Annotated in this window: 16 protein-coding genes and 2 tRNA genes; 6 read left to right on the forward strand and 12 right to left on the reverse strand. The window is 69.6% G+C overall.

Annotated features, from left to right (window positions below; genetic code table 11):
* Positions 1–7: 7 nt before the first annotated feature.
* The 3 genes from murA to leuC all read right to left on the reverse strand — a co-directional run bounded on the left by murA (position 8) and on the right by leuC (position 3,679).
* The gene (gene murA / locus CXQ92_RS04125; RefSeq protein ID WP_104165486.1) at positions 8–1,357 is read right to left on the reverse strand and encodes a UDP-N-acetylglucosamine 1-carboxyvinyltransferase; all 1,350 of its coding nucleotides are present in this window, start codon (positions 1,355–1,357) and stop codon (positions 8–10) included.
* 228 nt (positions 1,358–1,585) lie between these two features.
* Positions 1,586–2,185, reverse strand: a complete 600-nt coding sequence (leuD, locus tag CXQ92_RS04130; protein WP_104165487.1) for a 3-isopropylmalate dehydratase small subunit — start codon at positions 2,183–2,185, stop codon at positions 1,586–1,588.
* A gap of 9 nt (positions 2,186–2,194) precedes the next feature.
* Positions 2,195–3,679, reverse strand: a complete 1,485-nt coding sequence (gene leuC, locus CXQ92_RS04135; protein ID WP_104165489.1) for a 3-isopropylmalate dehydratase large subunit — start codon at positions 3,677–3,679, stop codon at positions 2,195–2,197.
* Between the two features lie 144 nt (positions 3,680–3,823).
* Here leuC and CXQ92_RS04140 point away from each other — a divergent pair, with 144 nt between their 5' ends.
* From CXQ92_RS04140 to CXQ92_RS04150, 3 genes are all read left to right on the forward strand, one after another.
* Positions 3,824–4,543 carry an IclR family transcriptional regulator gene (locus CXQ92_RS04140; protein ID WP_104119862.1) on the forward strand — a complete coding sequence of 240 codons (720 nt, stop codon included), beginning with the start codon at positions 3,824–3,826 and terminating at the stop codon, positions 4,541–4,543.
* 1 nt (position 4,544) lies between these two features.
* Positions 4,545–5,096, forward strand: coding sequence for a DUF1697 domain-containing protein (locus CXQ92_RS04145; protein WP_104165491.1), 552 nt, complete (start codon positions 4,545–4,547; stop codon positions 5,094–5,096).
* 76 nt (positions 5,097–5,172) lie between these two features.
* Positions 5,173–5,820 carry an MBL fold metallo-hydrolase gene (locus CXQ92_RS04150; RefSeq protein ID WP_104165493.1) on the forward strand — a complete coding sequence of 216 codons (648 nt, stop codon included), beginning with the start codon at positions 5,173–5,175 and terminating at the stop codon, positions 5,818–5,820.
* A gap of 86 nt (positions 5,821–5,906) precedes the next feature.
* On the opposite strand, the gene CXQ92_RS04155 is transcribed toward CXQ92_RS04150, so the two are convergent.
* On the reverse strand, positions 5,907–6,299 hold the full coding sequence (locus CXQ92_RS04155) for an SHOCT domain-containing protein (protein WP_104165495.1): 393 nt from the start codon (positions 6,297–6,299) through the stop codon (positions 5,907–5,909).
* A 183-nt stretch (positions 6,300–6,482) separates the two neighbouring features.
* Between CXQ92_RS04155 and CXQ92_RS04160 the strand changes: the two genes are divergently transcribed.
* Complete coding sequence (locus CXQ92_RS04160) at positions 6,483–7,043, forward strand: potassium channel family protein (RefSeq protein WP_104165497.1); 561 nt, start codon at positions 6,483–6,485, stop codon at positions 7,041–7,043.
* A gap of 21 nt (positions 7,044–7,064) precedes the next feature.
* On the opposite strand, the gene CXQ92_RS04165 is transcribed toward CXQ92_RS04160, so the two are convergent.
* From CXQ92_RS04165 to CXQ92_RS18050, 8 genes are all read right to left on the reverse strand, one after another.
* The gene (locus tag CXQ92_RS04165) at positions 7,065–8,975 is read right to left on the reverse strand and encodes a GTPase (protein WP_258069794.1); all 1,911 of its coding nucleotides are present in this window, start codon (positions 8,973–8,975) and stop codon (positions 7,065–7,067) included.
* A 47-nt stretch (positions 8,976–9,022) separates the two neighbouring features.
* Positions 9,023–10,813 (reverse strand): dynamin family protein, encoded by a 1,791-nt coding sequence (locus CXQ92_RS04170; protein WP_104165499.1) that lies wholly within the window; start codon positions 10,811–10,813, stop codon positions 9,023–9,025.
* Positions 10,814–10,947: 134 nt separating this feature from the next.
* Positions 10,948–11,020, reverse strand: a tRNA-Glu gene (locus CXQ92_RS04175).
* Between the two features lie 65 nt (positions 11,021–11,085).
* Positions 11,086–11,157, reverse strand: a tRNA-Gln gene (locus CXQ92_RS04180).
* 69 nt (positions 11,158–11,226) lie between these two features.
* Positions 11,227–12,042 (reverse strand): HAD family hydrolase, encoded by an 816-nt coding sequence (locus CXQ92_RS04185; RefSeq protein ID WP_104166712.1) that lies wholly within the window; start codon positions 12,040–12,042, stop codon positions 11,227–11,229.
* Positions 12,042–13,550: a glutamate--tRNA ligase gene (gltX, locus tag CXQ92_RS04190; RefSeq protein ID WP_104165501.1), complete on the reverse strand. Its 1,509-nt coding sequence runs from the start codon at positions 13,548–13,550 to the stop codon at positions 12,042–12,044. The genes CXQ92_RS04185 and gltX overlap by 1 nt, the downstream gene beginning before the upstream one ends.
* 81 nt (positions 13,551–13,631) lie before the next feature.
* Complete coding sequence (locus CXQ92_RS04195) at positions 13,632–14,405, reverse strand: fumarylacetoacetate hydrolase family protein (RefSeq protein WP_104165503.1); 774 nt, start codon at positions 14,403–14,405, stop codon at positions 13,632–13,634.
* Between the two features lie 179 nt (positions 14,406–14,584).
* Positions 14,585–14,725 carry a hypothetical protein gene (locus CXQ92_RS18050; protein ID WP_156135178.1) on the reverse strand — a complete coding sequence of 47 codons (141 nt, stop codon included), beginning with the start codon at positions 14,723–14,725 and terminating at the stop codon, positions 14,585–14,587.
* Positions 14,726–14,934: 209 nt separating this feature from the next.
* Between CXQ92_RS18050 and CXQ92_RS04200 the strand changes: the two genes are divergently transcribed.
* On the forward strand, positions 14,935–15,966 hold the full coding sequence (locus CXQ92_RS04200) for a hypothetical protein (protein ID WP_104165504.1): 1,032 nt from the start codon (positions 14,935–14,937) through the stop codon (positions 15,964–15,966).
* A gap of 283 nt (positions 15,967–16,249) precedes the next feature.
* Positions 16,250–17,827: a bifunctional diguanylate cyclase/phosphodiesterase gene (locus CXQ92_RS04205; protein ID WP_104165506.1), complete on the forward strand. Its 1,578-nt coding sequence runs from the start codon at positions 16,250–16,252 to the stop codon at positions 17,825–17,827.
* The last annotated feature ends 32 nt before the right edge of the window (positions 17,828–17,859 follow it).

The raw sequence follows: 17,859 nt of genomic DNA on the forward strand, positions 1-17,859 counted from the left end.
GGGCCTCCTACGCGAGTGCCACGGCGACAGCCGGGGCGTCCTCCGTGACATCGAAGTCCGCGCCGAGGCCCTCGAGCTTGTCCTGGAAGCGCTCGTAGCCGCGGTTGATGAGCTCGATCCCGGTGACGCGGGAGACGCCGTCGGCGGCGAGGGCCGCGATGAGGTGGCTGAACCCTCCCCGCAGGTCGGGGATGTCGATATCGGTGCCGTGCAGCTGCGTGGGTCCGGAGATCACCGCCGAGTGCAGGAAGTTGCGCTGCCCGAACCGGCACGGGATGCTGCCGAGGCACTCGCGGTGCACCTGGATGCTGGCGCCCATGCGCAGGAGGGCCTCGGTGAACCCGAACCGGTTCTCGTACACCGTCTCGTGGACGATCGAGACGCCGGTGGCCTGCGTGAGGGCGACGACGAGCGGCTGCTGCCAGTCCGTCATGAAGCCCGGGTGCACGTCCGTCTCGAGCACGAGCGGCTTCAGGGGGCCGCCCGGGTGGTAGAAGCGGATGCCGTCGTCGTCGACGTCGAAGGCGCCGCCGACCTTGCGGTACGTGTTGAGGAACGCCGTGAGGTCGAGCTGGCGCGCGCCCTCGACGTAGATGTCACCCTTGGTGACGAGAGCGGCGGACGCCCATGACGCCGTCTCGTTGCGGTCGGAGATGGCCTTGTGGTTGTAGCCCGTCAGTTCCTTGACGCCCTCGATGCGGATGACGCGATCCGTCTGCACCGTGATGATCGCGCCCATCTTCTGCAGGACGGCGATGAGGTCCATGATCTCGGGCTCGACGGCGGCTCCGGAGAGTTCGGTGATGCCGTCGGCGCGGACCGCCGTGAGGAGCACCTGCTCGGTCGCCCCGACGCTGGGGTACGGCAGCGTGAGCTTGGCACCGTGGAGGCCCCTGGGCGCGGAGATGGAGATGCCGCCCGGGCGCTTGTCGACGACGGCGCCGAAGTTGCGCAGGACCTCCATGTGGTAGTCGATCGGCCGGTCACCGATCTTACAGCCACCGAGATCCGGGATGAAGGCTTCGCCGATGCTGTGCATCAGGGGCCCGCAGAAGAGGATCGGGATGCGCGAGTCGCCGGCGTGCGCGTCGATGTCCTTGGACATCGCCATCTTGGCATCGCTCGGGTCCATCGTGAGGTCGCCGGTGATGGGGTCCTTCGTCACCGTGACGCCGTGCAGCTGCAGCAGGCTGGTGACGACGTCGACGTCCTTGATCTCCGGGACGTTGCGGAGGACGGACGGTGAGTTGCCCAGCAGCGATGCGACCATCGCCTTCGGCACCAGATTCTTCGCCCCGCGGACGAGGACCTTGCCCGTCAGCGGAATACCGCCTCGAATGGTCAGAACGCTACCCATGAATACCTGTTTCCCTCATACGTTGAACCCCCGCGGACCCGAAAATGCCCCCTCCCAGCATAGGAGCACCGTCCGGCAGACAAAAAACAAGGGTACTGGGTGCACTCCCAGCTCCCCTACAGGAACCTCGGGGAATGCGTCGGCATTCCTTCCCGGTCCCGGACAGGGCCTGTGAGCTGCGTGACAGCCGCGGGCATCCCGCGACGGCCGCGGCCGCCCGGCAAGCGGTCAGGTGCGCACGGGAAGGGTGGTCGGCTTGTGAGACGGACGGCGGGCCTCGAACGCCGTGATGTGCTCCTCCTGCCGGAGCGTGAGGCCGATGTCGTCGAGTCCCTCCAGCAGGCGCCACCGCGTGTAGTCGTCGAGCTGGAAGGGTGCGGTCACGGACCCGCACTGCACCATGCGCGCCTCGAGATCCACCGTGACGGTCGCACCCGGCTCGTTCTCCAGGACCTTCCAGATGAGCTCGATGTCGTCCTGGGCGACCTGCGCGGCGACGAGCCCCTGCTTGCCCGAGTTGCCACGGAAGATGTCCGCGAAGCGCGATGACAGGACGGCTTTGAACCCGTAGTCCTTCAGCGCCCACACGGCATGCTCGCGGGAGGACCCGGTGCCGAAATCCGGCCCGGCGACCAGGACGGACCCCCGGGCGTAGGGCTCACGATTGAGGATGAAGTCCTCGTCCTTGCGCCAGCCGGCGAAGAGCGCATCCTCGAAGCCCGTCCGGGTGATGCGCTTGAGGTAGACGGCCGGGATGATCTGGTCGGTGTCGATGTTGCTCTGGCGCAGCGGCACGCCGATGCCGGTGTGCGTGGTGATCTTCTCCATGGCGGGCTCCTAGGCTGCGGTGACGGTGGACGGGGCGGCGTGGGCGCCCGTGCCGTGGGCTTCGGTGCCGCCGGGACGCGGGGGCAGGTCCGACGGCGAACTGAGCGTGCCCCGCACCGCCGTCGCGGCGGCGACGACCGGCGAGACCAGGTGCGTCCTTCCGCCCTTGCCCTGGCGACCCTCGAAGTTCCGGTTCGACGTCGACGCGCAGCGCTCGCCCGGGGCCAGCTGGTCGGGGTTCATGCCGAGGCACATGGAGCAGCCGGCGAACCGCCATTCCGCCCCGAAGTCCTTGAAGACACGGTCCAGGCCTTCGGCCTCGGCCTGCAGCCGCACGCGGGCCGACCCCGGGACGACCATCATCCGCACGGCCGGGTCCTTCTCGCGCCCCCTGATGATGTCGGCGGCGATGCGGAGGTCCTCGATGCGGCTGTTCGTGCAGGAGCCGAGGAACACCGTGTCCACCCGGATGTCCTTCATGGGGGTGCCGGGCTGCAGCGCCATGTAGTCCAGCGCGCGGCTGCACGCGGCCTTGTCGTTCTCGTCGTCGAAGTCCTCCGGCGACGGCACGGCCTGCGAGAGGGAGACGCCCTGCCCCGGGTTGGTCCCCCAGGTGACGAAGGGCTCCAGCTCGTTCGCGTCGAGGAAGACCTCCGCGTCGAAGACGGCGTCGTCATCGGTGCGCAGCTCGCGCCACTCGGCGACCGCGGCATCCCAGTCCGCACCCTCCGGCGCATGCGGACGGCCTTTCAGGTAGGCGAACGTCGTCTCGTCGGGGGCGACCATCCCGGCGCGCGCTCCCGCTTCGATCGACATGTTGCAGATGGTCATGCGCGCTTCCATGGACAGCGCCCGGATGGCCGACCCGCGGTACTCGAGCACGTAGCCCTGCCCGCCCCCGGTCCCGATCTTGGCGATGACGGCGAGGATGATGTCCTTGGAGGTGACGCCCGGCTTCAGCGTCCCCTCGACCGTGATGCCCATGGTCCGGAACGGCTTCAGCGACAGCGTCTGGGTGGCCATCACGTGCTCCACCTCGGAGGTGCCGATGCCCATGGCGAGCGCGCCGAAGGCGCCGTGCGTGGAGGTGTGCGAATCGCCGCAGACGACGGTCAGTCCCGGCTGGGTGAGGCCGAGCTGGGGGCCGACGACGTGCACGATGCCCTGTTCGGCGTCGCCGAGCGAGTGGAGCCGTACGCCGAACTCCCGGCAGTTCGCCCGCAGGGTCTCGATCTGGGTCCGGCTGGTGAGGTCGGCGATCGGCTTGTCGATGTCCAGGGTGGGCGTGTTGTGGTCCTCGGTGGCGATCGTGAGGTCCGGGCGGCGCAGGGGCCGCCCCGCGAGGCGGAGACCCTCGAAGGCCTGCGGCGAGGTGACCTCGTGGACGAGGTGAAGGTCGATGTAGAGGAGGTCCGGCTGCGCTTCGGCGCCGACGACGTCCCCCTTGCGCACCACGTGTGCGTCCCAGACCTTCTCTGCCAGTGTCTTGCCCATGACGCTCGTCCTTTTCCGCTCCGGCCCCGGACCCCGGTAGGGGCAGCGGCCTGAACTCCTCGTTCCGTCAACTCAACCAGCGCCCGTCGACGAGTGCCAGCCCGAGAGCTTGCGTCTCAGATTATGAGACGGCAATATCATCCTATGGACAATTCTAGCGGCGTCGGAGTCATCGACAAGGCCGCCCTCGTGCTCGACGCCCTCGAGGCCGGGCCCACCACCCTCGCCCAGCTGGTCGCCTCGACCGGCCTGGCGCGCCCCACCGTGCACCGGCTCGCCCTCGCCCTGGCCCATCACCGGCTGGTGGGCCGGGACATGCAGGGCCGCTTCGTCCTCGGCAGCAGGCTCGTGGAACTGGCCTCGGCCGCCGGCGAGGACCGCCTGATCGCCTCGGCGGGACCGGTGCTCCTCGGCCTGCGGGACGCCACGGGCGAGAGCGCCCAGCTGTTCAGGCGGCAGGGCGAGTGGCGCGTCTGCGTGGCGTCCGCCGAGCGCCCCGTGGGACTGCGGGACACGATCCCGGTCGGGACCCAGCTGTCCATGAAGGCCGGGTCGGCCGCGCAGTGCCTCCTGGCGTGGGAGGACCACGACCGCCTGCTCAAGGGGCTGCAGGACGCCCGGTTCACGCCGACCGTGCTGGCCGGCGTGCGGCGCCGCGGATGGGCGCAGAGCCTCGGTGAACGGGAGAACGGCGTCGCCTCCGTCTCCGCCCCGGTGCGCGGTCCGTCCGGCCGCGTGATCGCCGCCGTGTCGATCTCCGGACCGATGGAACGCCTCACCCGCCAGCCCGGCCGCATCCACGCCGAGGTGGTCTCGGACGCCGCGCGCCAGCTGACGCTCGCCGTGGCGAAGGCATCCGACTGACATGGGCGAGCACGCCCCCGGAACCGGGCGTCGGTATGCCATCTTCCTGCGGGGCGTGAACGTCGGCGGGGTCACCATCCGCATGGCCGACCTCCGCGAACTGCTCGCCGGCCTGCCGGTGGGCGACGTCGCCACGGTCCTCGCCAGCGGCAACGCCACCTGCTCCTCCGCGCTCGCGGCCGAGCAGCTCACCGGCCGTGTGGAGGAGGCACTGCGTGCACGCTTCGGCTATCCGGCGCGCGTGATCGTCGTCGAGCGGGCCGAGCTCGCCGGCATCGCGGCGTCGGTGCCCGAGCAGGGGAACGCCGACACGCACACGTACGTCACGCTGTTCACGGGGCCGGACGAACAGTCGGCGTTCGTCGACGAGGCCCGCGGTCTCGGCGAGGAACCGGTGGCCCTCACCGGCGGCACGGCGATCGCCTGGTTCCCGCCGAAAGGCAGGTCGACCGACGTCCCTCTCGCGAAGCTGCTCGCCAGGACGCGACACGCGGCGAACTCGACGACCCGCAACCTCAACACCGTGGACAAGGTGCTGCGCCTCCTGGCGTGACGGCACGGAGGGCCGTCGCCTTGGTAGGGTTCGACCACGCCGCGCCGATGCCGCCGACCCAGCCGAAGGACACACCATGCGACTCATCGACCAGGACTGCCACGAACTCGAGCAGCAGAAGGGTTCCCATGGCTTCGTGGTGGTCGGCGCCGGCCGGGCCGCCGTGATCGATCCCGGCCTGGCGTCGGGGTTCGACGGCGTCATCGCCGAGCTGCGGGCCGACGAGGCGACGACCGGCCCGATCACCGACATCGTCCTCACCCACTACGACGCCGACCATGCCCAGGCGGCGCGGCGACTCCGGGAAGCCCTCGGCGCGAGCGTCTGGATCGGTTCCGCCGATGCCGACGTGCTGCGCCACCGGATCACACCGAGGACCCGTCTTCGGAGGGTGCTGCGGCGGATCTTCCCTGTCCGCCTTCCGGACGACGTACGGGAACTCACCGGCTCCGGCGAGATCTTCCCCGGGCTCGAGTACTTCCCGACCCCCGGTCACACCCCCGGCCACTACGCCTTCCAGTGGCGCGGGGTCCTCTTCACGGGGGATGCCGCCAGGGTGTCGGCGGACGGGGGCGTCCGGGACTTCTACGCGCCCCTCATCGATGACCGGCCCGTCGCTGCGCGCACCGTCCGGCTCCTGGCCGAGCGTATCCGTTCGGGCTCGGTGGACTGGGTCTGCTCCGGCCACAGCCCGATCACCCGGACAGCCGCGCCTACTCCGTGAAGTCCGCGCTCCCGGACCGGCCGGACCCGCACATGGCTGATCCCGTCCTCCGGGACCTGCCCGGGGAACGGGATTAGCGGGTGCACTCAGACCGAGGCCAGGGCGCGATCCTTCAGCTTCACGAATTCCGGCTCCGTGATGGTGCCGGCTTCGAGCAGTTCCTTCGCCTTCGCGATCTCCTCCGCCGACGTCGGTACGGCGACGCTGCGCACGTAGTTGTCCATCGACTCCTGAGCGGCCTGCCTGCTGGCCAGTTCGCGATCGGCCATGCCACGCCCGCGCGCCAGGAGGTAGACCACGGCGGTGATCATCGGGATGAAGATGAGGCCCACCATCCAGACCGCCTTCAACCAGCCCGAGAGCTCACGATCGCGGAAGAGATCGATGATGATCTGAAACAACACGATCAGATAGGCGAAGAACACCATGATCGAGAAGGACAACCAAATGATGTTCCAAATGTTCTCCCAGAATTCCATCTGTCCACTCCTGTCAGAATTTTAAAAGCGCCGCGAGGACAGACGGACCGGCGCGGCTTGGATATCACAAGTGTGGTGATCCGACGATGGGCGGCAAAGGGCCGAAGGTCCCGACCGCGCAACCCTCCCGCTGAACGGCGCCGGCCCCATGTGGCACCGGGAGGGGCGGCGGTACCATGAAGCATGGGTGCGAAAAGCATCGGGCAAATCAGCCCAGCGTTCTTCCGTGAACTCGACAAGGCCGGCCGTCGGCGCGCCGTCGCGAATTCGATCATACGGCTTACCATTTTCTTCACAATTCTTCTCGGCGCCTATGTCCTTTTCCCCGTCGGAGGGTTCAACGAGGAGAATCCCATCGCTGCCTGGATCCGGCTGATCGCCGTCGTCGTCGTCTTCCTCGCGGCCATGGCCCTCGAACTGCATACCATCATGGCGGCGCAGGTCCCCCAGATCCGCGCCGCCGAGGCCGTCGTCGAACTGATCCTGATCCTGCTGTGCCTCTTCGCGCTGCTCTACGTGTCCATGTCCGAGACCGACCCCGCGTCCTTCAGCGAACCCCTCGACCGGATCGATGCCCTGTACTTCACGACGTCGACCTTCGCCACCGTGGGATTCGGGGACATCACGCCGAGGAGTGAACTGGCCCGATCCCTGCTGATCGTCCAGATGCTGGCAGACCTCGGCGCCCTGGTGCTGATCGGGAAGGTCGCCTTCCTGGCAGCCTCCCGGCGGCTGACCCGCTAGCCCAGGGCGCCCGCGCTGCCCTCAGCTGCGCTGCGAGGCCGCACGCACGGCGGCGCTGAAGGCGTTGCAACGGTCCACCTCGTCCAGGACGGGATGCAGGACGACGTCGGCCGCCACGCGGGAGCAGGCGGCCAGCAGCTTCCTGCGCACCCTTGACGCGCGCCTCCCGGCCCCCCAGCGCGCGAGGAGGGCAGCAACGACGGCGAGCAGGACGCCGGCCACCAGGCCGCCGAGGATCAGCAGGGTGGGCAGGGGGAAGCCCTCCACCCGGGGCACCTCGAGGGCGGGCAGCTGCAGGAACGCGAGACCCGCCAGGAGACCGAGCCATGCGAGTCCCGCGACCAGGGCCGCGAAGGCGATCCACTGCAGGACACCGAAGACACCCCACCACCTGCTCCGACCGGTCTCCAGGTCGGTGCCGGTGACGGCCGCGTCGAGGGCGTCCGTGAGCTCCGGGGACGTGCTCAGGGCAGCATCCCGGACGGACGTACGCCACGGATCACGGAGGCCGCCGGCCGCCGCGTCCCCGAACACCCGCAGGGCCTGCCCCACCCGCGCCTGCTGCGCCGGGTCCCCGACGGGGAGCGAGGACCGGCGCAGCTCGGGGATGACGTCCTGCCGCCGCAGGTTCAACCGGCGCAGCGGATCGGGGCGGAGCCCCGCCAGCCAGCGGGTCACCGGCCAGCCCGTGGTGGCGTGCACGTCCCTTCGATAGGCGCTGCGGACGGCGTCCACCACTACCGGCACGCCTGCGGCCATGCCGAGCTCCGCGGACAGGGCCGCCCGCGCGGCGTCGGACGGCGCCGCGACGTGCTCCGCCACGAACGGGAGCAGATCACCTGCCGCACGCTCGGCATCCGCCGCGACCCTGCGCATCGCCGCAGCGCGGCTCTCGGCGAGCTCCCTGATCCCTCCGGCGAGCTCACCGACCCCCCGGCCCGTCCGCGCGGACACCGGGACGACGTCGACCCCCGGCAGCCCCTCGCCGGCGAGGATGCCCGCGAGGGAGGACAGCACGGCCTCGAGATCCTCCGGGTCCAGGCGGTCCGCCTGGTTGAGTGCCACCAGGATCACCGCCTCATGGGTCGCCAGGTCCCGCAGGAAGCCGTGGTGAAGCGCCGCATCGGCGTACTTCTGGGGGTCGACCACCCAGAGCAGCACGTCGACCATCCCGGCCAGGCGCTCGACGGTCTCCCGGTGCGCGACCGCCGTGGAATCGAAATCGGGCAGGTCCAGGAGGATCAGCCCGGCGGTGTCCGGCAGCGCGGGCAGCAAGTGCTGCGCGGGCTCCTGACCGGCCGCCGGCGTCGATCCCCTGCGGCGCCGGCGGAAGAATCCGCGGCGCGATCCACGGGCTCCCGGGTCCGGAGCGGGCGTGGCCGCCGCCCCGGCGTCGTGCCCGTCCTCGGGGCCGGGGCCGTCCAACTGGTCGGTGCCGCCGACCGGGGCATCGTGCGCGACCCGACCGTCAGGGCCCTCGGCCCCGGGGTGCGTCTCCCGTCCGCCGAGGTCGGAGCGCGCGTCGAGCGCGGCGTCGGTCCGCCCTCCGCCGGGTGCCACGACCTCGAGCACGCGCGGCTCCCGGGCCGGTCCTCCCCCGACGAGCGGCGCGCCCTCGGGCAGGGCGACACGCTGCCGGACCTCCAGCCAGTCGAGCAGTTCGTCGCTCCCGCTACTGCCCCAGACGAGGGCGAGCGGCTCCGACGTCGTGGGCCGCCGGACCGCGACCCGGGCTGCGCCGGTGCCGCTCAGCGCGTTCACGAGCGAGGACTTGCCGCTGCCGGTCGGCCCGAAGATGCCCACCACCGTGTGGTCCGCCGACAGCGACCGCCGCCGGCCCGCGCGTTCCAGCGTCCGGCGGAGACGTTCCAGTTCCTCCGGCGGGAGCCGTTCCGCACCGAGCTCGGAGGCCTCGTGCAGGTGCGCGAGCACCTCGGCCAGCGAGCCGGCGGTCTCCGTCGTGTCCTGCCCGGTACGGCTCACGCGCCGTCTCCCGCAGCGGAAGGCTCCGCCGGCAGCGCCGTGCGGAGCCGGCTCGCCAGGACGGTGAGCGCCTCGGCCGAGGTCTGGAGCGCCAGGGGTTGCAGGCACCGGCCGAAGGGCTCGCGCTCGCGGCGGAGCAGCGCGTCGACGCGCTGGTAGAGGTTCCTGCGGGCCGTGGCGGCCAGTCGTCGGACGGCGTCGTCGCCGAAGACCGCCTCCAGGAGCTTCTGGCCCGCGACCGCGGACGCCCCGGCGATGCCGATCTCCCCGCCCGTGAGTCCTCCCGTGGACGCGAAGACCACCACCATCAGGGCCACGGCGACGCCGTTGACACCGAAGGAGAGCATGCGGGCCGTGAAGCGCTTGTCCGCGCCCTCGGCCTGGACCAGCAGCAGGATGTCCTGCTGCCACTCCCGGATTTCGCGGGCCACCTCGGCCGACACGGCGGCGGCGTCCCACGCCGGCACGTCCCCGAGCAGCACCCGGCCCGCGTGGTCCCCACGCCACCGCCTGCGCGTGGTCTCGTCCGCGCGTGCCGCCTGCTCGACGATCACCGTCTGCAACCCGCTGCCGATGGCTTCGGCGACGGTCGCCGCCGGGGCCGGCCGTCCCGTGAAGAACGCACTCATCCGGTCCCGCGCGCGTCCGATCCTCGTCTCGAGGCCGCGCATGAACTCACCGGTGCCGACGAAGTCCTGCCAGCGGGCGAGGACCTCCCCGCGCAGCAGCTTGCCGTCCTCCGTGGCCGCGAGGACGTCCGCCAGGGCGTCCGCATAGGCGCCCTCCACGGCTGCGCGCAGGGCATCGGCGACGGACTGCTCCTGGCCTGCGGCTTCGGCGATGCCGTCGATGCGACCGGCGAGGGCGCGCATCGCACCGCTCACCGTCCGTCGCGCGATGTCCCGCCGCCCGTCGGCGTCGGCGGCCAGGGCCTGCAGCCATCGCGTGATCGGCTCGACGGCGTCTGCCGGCAGCATGCGCGACGGACCGAGCATCATTTCCGGGACCACGAAGATGGGCGCGTGCCCGAGGTTCTCGGCCGACAGCAGCGTCAGGAGATCGCTCCTGATCTCCTCCTCCACTCCGGCCGGCACACGGTCCAGCACGACGGCGACGAGGACGTCCCGGCGGCCGGCCTCCGCGAGCAGCCTCCAGGGGACGGCGTCCGCGTAGCGGTTGGCCGTGGTCACGAAGATCCAGAGGTCCGCCGCCGCGAGCAGCTGCCCGGCGAGCCGGCGGTTCTCGTCCGCGATGGAGTCGACGTCAGGGGCATCGAGGAGTGCAAGGCCCGGCGGGAGCGTCGACGTCGGGCGCAGGAGCAGGGTGTCAGGCCCTGAGGCCTGATGGAGCGCTGCGGGCGCGCCCGCCGTCGGCGGGTCGCCGGCACCGTCGTCGTCGGTCGCGAGGCGGACCCGGCTGAGGGTGGGCAGGATCCGCGCGTCGTCGAACCACGCGCCGTCATCCGGGTGGTGGAGCAGGAGCGGCTGGCGGGTGGTGGGGCGCACGGCGCCCGTGACCGAGACGGGACGCCCCACGAGGGCGTTGACGAGGGTGGATTTCCCGGCGCCCGTGGACCCGCCCACGACGGCGACGAGCGGGGCATCCAGGCTGGCCAGTCGCGGAAGGATGTAGTCGGTGAGCTGAGCGCGTGCGGCTGCCGCCGATTCCCGCGCAACGTCCGAGCCGGGAAGCTCCAGCGGGAACGCGAGACTGTCCAGTGCGGCACGCACTTCGCGCAGCAGCGGGGCGAGCCCGCGGGCTTCGCCGACCATGGAAGGTGCACTCATGAAACCATCATGCCAGTCCCCCGCCTCCGCGCCCCGAAGTCCTCGTCCTCTCCGCAAACGGAAAAGTCCCGGACATCGTGGTGATGTCCGGGACTTCCCGGCGTCCTGACGGACTGTGCCCTTGCGGGCAAATGTGACCCCAGCGGGATTCGAACCCGCGTTACCGCCGTGAGAGGGCAGCGTACTAGGCCGCTATACGATGGGGCCAGTACTTTCCATCTTACTATGTGTTGCCGTGTGCTTTTGCCATTCCGCCCGGGGGCGGAAGTGCGCTGGGGTACCAGGACTCGAACCTAGAATGTTGGTACCAGAAACCAGTGTGTTGCCAATTACACCATACCCCAATGGCACTTCTCGGAGTCCCGATCGTGCTGGGCTCCGGTCGCGTAACCGCTCCGCGCCGAGAAACAACTTTACCGGACAGAAGGCAGGAACTGCAAAACGGGCTCCAGACCCCTGATGCGAGGCACCTCCGGGGCGTGCCCGGCATCGGCCGCCGAGCCGCCGTCGGTGCCCGCTGCCCGGCCGGCTCCCGCGCGGTCCAGCCATACGCCGACCAGCCCGGCCGACCGCGCTCCGACGGCGTCGAGCAGCCGATTGTCGCCCACGTAGAGCGTCCGCGCGGGCGCGGTCCCGAGCAGCCGTGCACCCTCGTGGTAGATGGCCGGGTCGGGCTTGGCCACGCCGACGGTGTCGATGCCGACCAGCGTCGCGATGCGCTGCAGGCCGGCGTGGTCCAGTTTGGCCCGCTGGTAGGCGTGCACGTTGTTGCTGACCGCGCCGTACGGGATGCCACGGGCGTCCAGTTCGTCCAGAAGGGGCCCGACGTCGTCGTACGCCCGGAAGTGCAGCGGCAGGGTCTGCTCGTAGGCGCGCACCCAGGCCTCGGCCATGTGCCCCACGAACGGCTCCGGAGTGAACGCGGCACGCGCGTGCCGGACCCGGTGCACCCTCTGCTCCTCGAAGGTGACATCCCCCGCCAGGAACCGGTCGTAGTGCCGCTGGGGGTCCGTCGTGTACAGGGCCTTGTAGCGTGCCCAGTCGTCGTCGCTCAGGTGGTTCAGGGACGGGTCCGGGATGGCCTGCAGCGTGTGCCCCATGGCCCCTTCGAGGTCCACGAGCGTGTCGTCGATGTCGAACAGCACGCCGTCGACGACGCCGTGGTCCTCCGCGTCGGGCACGCCCTGCCCGGCCGCTGCCGGCCCTGCCGGGCCCCGACCGGTCACCATCACGCAGCCGTCGCGCGCAGCGCCCGGACACGGGCGATCGAGGACTCGCGCCCGAGGATCACCATCGACTCGAACAAGGGCGGGGATATCTTGCGCCCGGAGATCGCGGTCCGGACCGGGCCGAAGGCGAGCCGCGGCTTGAGGCCGAGCGTGTCGACCAGGGCGGCCCGCAGCGCGGCCTGCAGCGATTCGGCGTCCCACGTCGGGCAGCCCTCGAGGGCGGCCAGGGTGGCGTCGAGCACCTCGCCGAGATTCTCGGGCAGTCCCTTGCGGGCGTCGTCGGCGATGTCCACGGCGTCGTCGGCCTTGAACAGGAACCCCAGCATCTCGGGGGCCTCACCGAGCAGGGTGATGCGTTCCTGGACGAGCGGGGCGGCCTCGGCGACGATGCGCAGCTCCTCCTCGGTGGGATCGGCACCGAGGAGGCCTGCCGCCGCGAGATAGGGCAGCAGGCGGGAACGGAACTCGCCCGGATCCAGCAACCGCACGTGGGTGCCGTTGATCGCCTCGGCCTTCTTCAGGTCGAACCGCGCCGGGTTGGCCAGCACGTCGCGCACGTCGAACTTCTCGACGAGCTGCTCCACCGAGAAGATGTCCTGGTCCGCCGACATGCTCCAGCCCAGCAGGGACAGATAGTTGAGGAGGCCTTCGCGGATGAAGCCGCGCTCACGGTGCAGGAACAGGTTGGATTCGGGATCGCGCTTGGACAGCTTCTTGTTGCCCTGGCCCATGACGTAGGGCAGGTGGCCGAACAGCGGCATGTGCCGGGCCACTCCGATGTCGATCAGTGCCCGGTAGAGCGCCACCTGGCGGGGCGTGGAGGACAGCAGGTCCTCGCCGCGCAGGACGTGCGTGATGCCCATCAGGGCGTCGTCGACCGGATTGACGAGCGTGTAGAGGGGCGCACCGTTGGCCCGGACGACGGCGAAGTCCGGGACACTGCCGGCGCGGAACGTGATCTCCCCGCGCACGAGGTCGGTGAAGGTGATGTCCTCGTCGGGCATCCGCAAACGCAGGACCGCGGGACGTCCGGCCGACCGGAACGCGTCTTTCTGCTCCTCGGTCAGCGTGCGGTCGTGGTTGTCGTAGCCGAGCTTCACGTCCCGCCCGGCGGCACGGTGGCGCTCCTCCACCTCCTCGGGCGTGGAGAAGGACTCGTAGAGGTGGCCCGCCCCGACGAGGCGGTCGATGACGTCCCGGTAGAGCTCACCGCGCTGCGACTGGCGGTAGGGCGCGTGCGGTCCGCCCACTTCGACGCCCTCGTCCCAGTCGATGCCCAGCCAGGTCATGGCCTCCAGCAGCTGCTGGTAGCTCTCCTCGCTGTCGCGGGCGGCGTCGGTGTCCTCGATGCGGAAGATCAGCTTGCCGCCGGTGTGGCGGGCGTACGCCCAGTTGAAGAGCGCAGTCCTGATGAGGCCCACGTGGGGGGTTCCCGTCGGCGACGGGCAGAATCGGACCCGGACGGGCGTGGCATCGGAGACGGTGGGGAACTCTGCGGCAGTAGTCATGGTGGTCCCATTCTAGGTGGGACCATCAGCGGCGGCCGCGCGCCGTCGGACCCGGACTGCGGGCCCGACGGCGGAGACGCGTCAGCGGCGCGCCGGGTTGGACAGGCGTCCGATGCCCTCGATGTCGACGTCGTACCGCTGTCCGTCGGTGATCATCCCGACCCCGGCCGGTGTGCCCGTGAGGATGATGTCTCCCGGCAGCAGGGTGAAGGCCTGCGAGACGTAGGCCACGAGTTCGCGCACACCCCAGATCATGTCGCTCGTGGAGCCGTCCTGGCGGAGTTCGCCGTCGAGGCTCCCCCGGACCGTGAGGTGCTCCGGGTCGAGGTCCGTCTCGATCCAGGGGCCGATGGGGCAGGACGTGTCGAAGCCCTTGGCGCGCGCCCACTGGTCGTCGGTCTCTTGGACATCGCGTGCGGTCAGGTCGTTCGCGCAGGTATAGCCGAAGACGACGTCGTCGACCCGCTCGAGCGGGACGTCCTTGCAGATCCGGCCGATCACGACGGCGAGTTCGGCCTCGTACGAGATCTGGTCCGAGAAGGACGGCAGCATGATCGGGTCCCCGGGGCCGATCACCGAGGTGTTGGGCTTGAGGAACATGAGCGGCGCGGCCGGCGTCTCGCTCCCCATCTCCCGGATGTGGTCCGCGTAGTTCCGTCCCACGCCGACCACCTTGCTGCGGGGGATGACGGGCGCCAGGAGGCGGACGTCCTTGAGGGCGTGGCGTACTCCGGTCAGCTGGATGCCGGCGTAGAAGGGGTCGCCCTGGATGACGGCGACTTCCTCGCTGCCCTCGGTCCCTTCCACGATGCCGAACATTGGGTCATCATCTACGACAAAGCGTGCAATTCGCATGCCGCCAAGCCTAGCGCGGGCCTTCGACTCACGATGTCGGGGTATGCGGTTTCGTCGCGTGGGGCAAAAGGAGATACCGCGGGCACTCCCTTCCCAGAGAGAGGGTGCCCGCGGTATCAGTTCCGGCATACGGATGGTTCCGCGGACCTAACGGAACGCCAGCATCTGCCGATTGGTGACTAGCCGGGCCAGTTGTTGACGCGGTCCAGTGAAGAGACGGGAGCGACGACGCCTGTCTTCGCGGGAGCAGCGTTGGCCGCTGCTGCACTTCCGGTCACGAGGAGTGTTGCGAGAAGGAAAGCGGAGGTGATGCGCTTCATGATGTGGATCCTTTGGCAGGTGGTCGAGTGATGACAGGGTCCAGCTCCATACCACGAGCGGCCCAAGAATCATGGTAAGCCACACCAGTCACTTTGGTAACACATTTCCAAAATTTCTTTCTACAATTTTCGAACCTCTCGTCCGATTGCGTTGCAGCACCAATAATGGGGAGCAGTAGCTGGACCCATCCGGAAAGCCGAAGGTGAGTATGACCTATCAGGAAGCAGCGGGACAGCGTCTGCTGATCGAACTCCGGGCACGCGAGGCATGGAGTCAGCGTGACTACGTCACCGCGCAGCATCTCGCACATGAGATGGCGGCCTCCGCCCTCGACGACAGCGACGATCTGGGCTGGTGGAACGCCACCTTCTTCGTGTCCGAGACTTTGCGGAAGCAGGGTCTGATGCAGGAGTCGAGAGAAGTGGCCGAGACGCTGGCCGGCCACACGTTGACCACCGAGTCCAAAGCCCTGAGTGCGCGGGTCTCCACCATCCTCTCCCTCGCCCTCCAGGGCTGCGGAGACCTCACCGCCGCTGTCATTGCCGCTCGACAGGCCGTCGATGACGCTTCGGGCGAGGTCGACGACGTCAACGTCCTGGTCGGCGCGAGGAATGCGCTCATCGCAGCACTGGCGGACAGTGACCAGCTCGACTCCGCCTGGGAGGAATGCCGGGCTCTCGACGAGATCCTGCGCTCCGAACCCCTCAGCCAGACCACCGGGGTCGGCTACTGGGCCATCGGCAATGTGGCATTTCTCCTCAAACACATCCCGGAGGGCGTGGAGTATCACGGGCGTGCGGCCAAGGCTCTCTCCCCTACCAACGACCTCGATCTGTGGGCCCGCTTCAATCGCGCGTCGGCGTCGCTCCGCCTTACCGCCGGCGTTATCGAGCCCGAGACCCTCGAGTGCATCGAACGAGCAGAGCTCGCGAGCTCGATCGTTGGCGGGTCGGAGCGGGACCGTCTCGAACTGAGCCTCACCCGGGCACAGTGGCTCGTGTTGACCGGTCAGGTCGAGGCGGCCGTGACGCTACTCACGTCCATCGTCCAGAAGAAGCACCTCCTGGCCACGCACATGGCGGCGCAAGCCCATTTCCTGCTCGGTCAGGCTCTTTCGGAACGCGGTGGTGACTCCGGCGCCCTCGGCAACTTCGAGGCGAGTGAGGACCTCTTCCTGCAGTCGGGCGCGGAGGACCGGGCTTCCTCCGCCCGGGCCCTGATCGATTCCATCCGGGGCTGAACCGGCCAGCAGCTCGCCGGCATGCCGTCAAGCGGAATTTAGTCCCGGTACATGGGCATGCTTCCCGTCCGGTTGACGTACGCTGGTCAGCAGACCCCGGCCGGGTCGGGCGTTTTCCCCCATTACTCCCACCCCGGTCGGGGTTCCTTCGTCCCAGGACCATGGCACGGCTGTCAGGGCCGTGACAGCCACGACCCGCGCACCCCGCCCGGGTGCCCACAACGCGCCGCGCCGTCGGCCACCTCGCCGGATGTGCCGCTCGGCGGAATGTACTCTGGACCCGATGAGCGCTGACCAGAAGGACCCCCGCCTCGCGATGCTCGTCGAGAGCATCGTCCGGCTGTCGCGCGGTGAACTGAGCAGCCGCATCGAACCCTCCAGTGCGCGGGACGAGGTCGACGCCGTGATCACCGGCGTGAACCTGCTGGCCGAGGAACTGGAGCAGGTCTACGAGCAGTTCGAGAAGCGAGTCGAGAGCCGCACGGCGATGCTGCGCCAGGCGCACCTCGACATGATGAAGATGGCGATGTCCGACGCCCTGACCGGCCTCGCGAACCGCGTCGCCCTCATGGACGGCATCGAGGAGGCACTCGCCCAGGCGGCCGCCACCGACGCCGAGCCGCCGGCACTCCTGCTCCTCGACCTCGACAGCTTCAAGAACGTCAACGACCGCTTCGGGCACGACGCGGGCGACCGCGTCCTCCGGGAAGTCGCCAACCGCCTGCTCGGGGTGGTCCGCGAGAGCGACCTCGTGGCACGACTCGGCGGCGACGAGTTCGCCATCCTGCTCCCGGGCGCCACCATGGAGATCGCCATGCAGGTCGCCCGCCGGGCACTCGACGCCCTCGGGGAGCAGATCCGCCTCGACTCCCTGTACGTCCACTCCCGCGCGAGCATCGGGGTGCGGATCGGCGCCGCAGGCCAGACGGCGGACGAACTCCTCCTGGACGCGGACACCGCCATGTACGCCGCCAAACGGGAGGGCCGCAGCATCATCAAGGTCTTCGAACCCGTGATGCTGTACTCCCGGCAACTCCGCAGCCAGATGGCCACGGAACTCCGGGACGCCATCAGCTCCGACCAGCTCGTCCTGCACTACCAGCCCGTCGTCGAACTCGCCACCAACCGGATCCTCGGCGTCGAGGTGCTCGTGCGGTGGCAGCATCCCCTCCGCGGGCTGATCCCCCCGGACACGTTCATACCGCTCGCCGAGGAGATCGGCGTCATCCACGACCTGGACCGCTGGGTGATGTCCGCATCCCTGCAGCAGCTCGCGGCCTGGCGGAAGGACCTCCCGCTCGACGACGACTTCCAGCTGCGGGTCAACCTCTCCGCCGTCGAACTCAAGCAGCTCGACCTCGTCGACCACATCAGGGGACTGCTCCGGAAGCTCGAGGTCCCGGCCCACAGCCTCGTGGTGGAGATCACGGAGACGGCGATCGTGACGCGCGGAGAGGTGGAGATGTACTCCCTGCTGAGCCTGCAACAGCTCGGCGTCGGGATCGAGATCGACGACTTCGGGACGGGCTACTCCTCCATCAGCTACCTCCGGGAACTGCCGGTCAGCATGGTCAAGGTGGACCGGTCGCTCCTCGTCGAGCTCAACACGAGGACCGGTCAGCTCGACTTCGTCGCAGCCATCCTGCAGCTCATCCGGGCAGCCGGTCTCGAAGCCGTCTTCGAAGGCATCGAGACCCGCGAGCAGGCCGACCAGCTCAGGGCACTGGGATGCGCCAGCGGGCAGGGCTACTACTTCAGCCGCCCGATGCCCGCGGACGAGGCGTCGACCCTGCTCGCCACCACGCGGCACCTGCGGGTGGGCGAGGGTGTCGACGACGCGGAGACGGCGTCGTCGGTCTGACTCCCCCGCGGTCCGACGGGATCTATGCACCC

Origin of the sequence: Arthrobacter sp. SX1312, assembly GCF_002929295.1 — a bacterium.
In the GTDB taxonomy this organism is placed as follows: Bacteria; Actinomycetota; Actinomycetes; order Actinomycetales; family Micrococcaceae; genus Arthrobacter_D.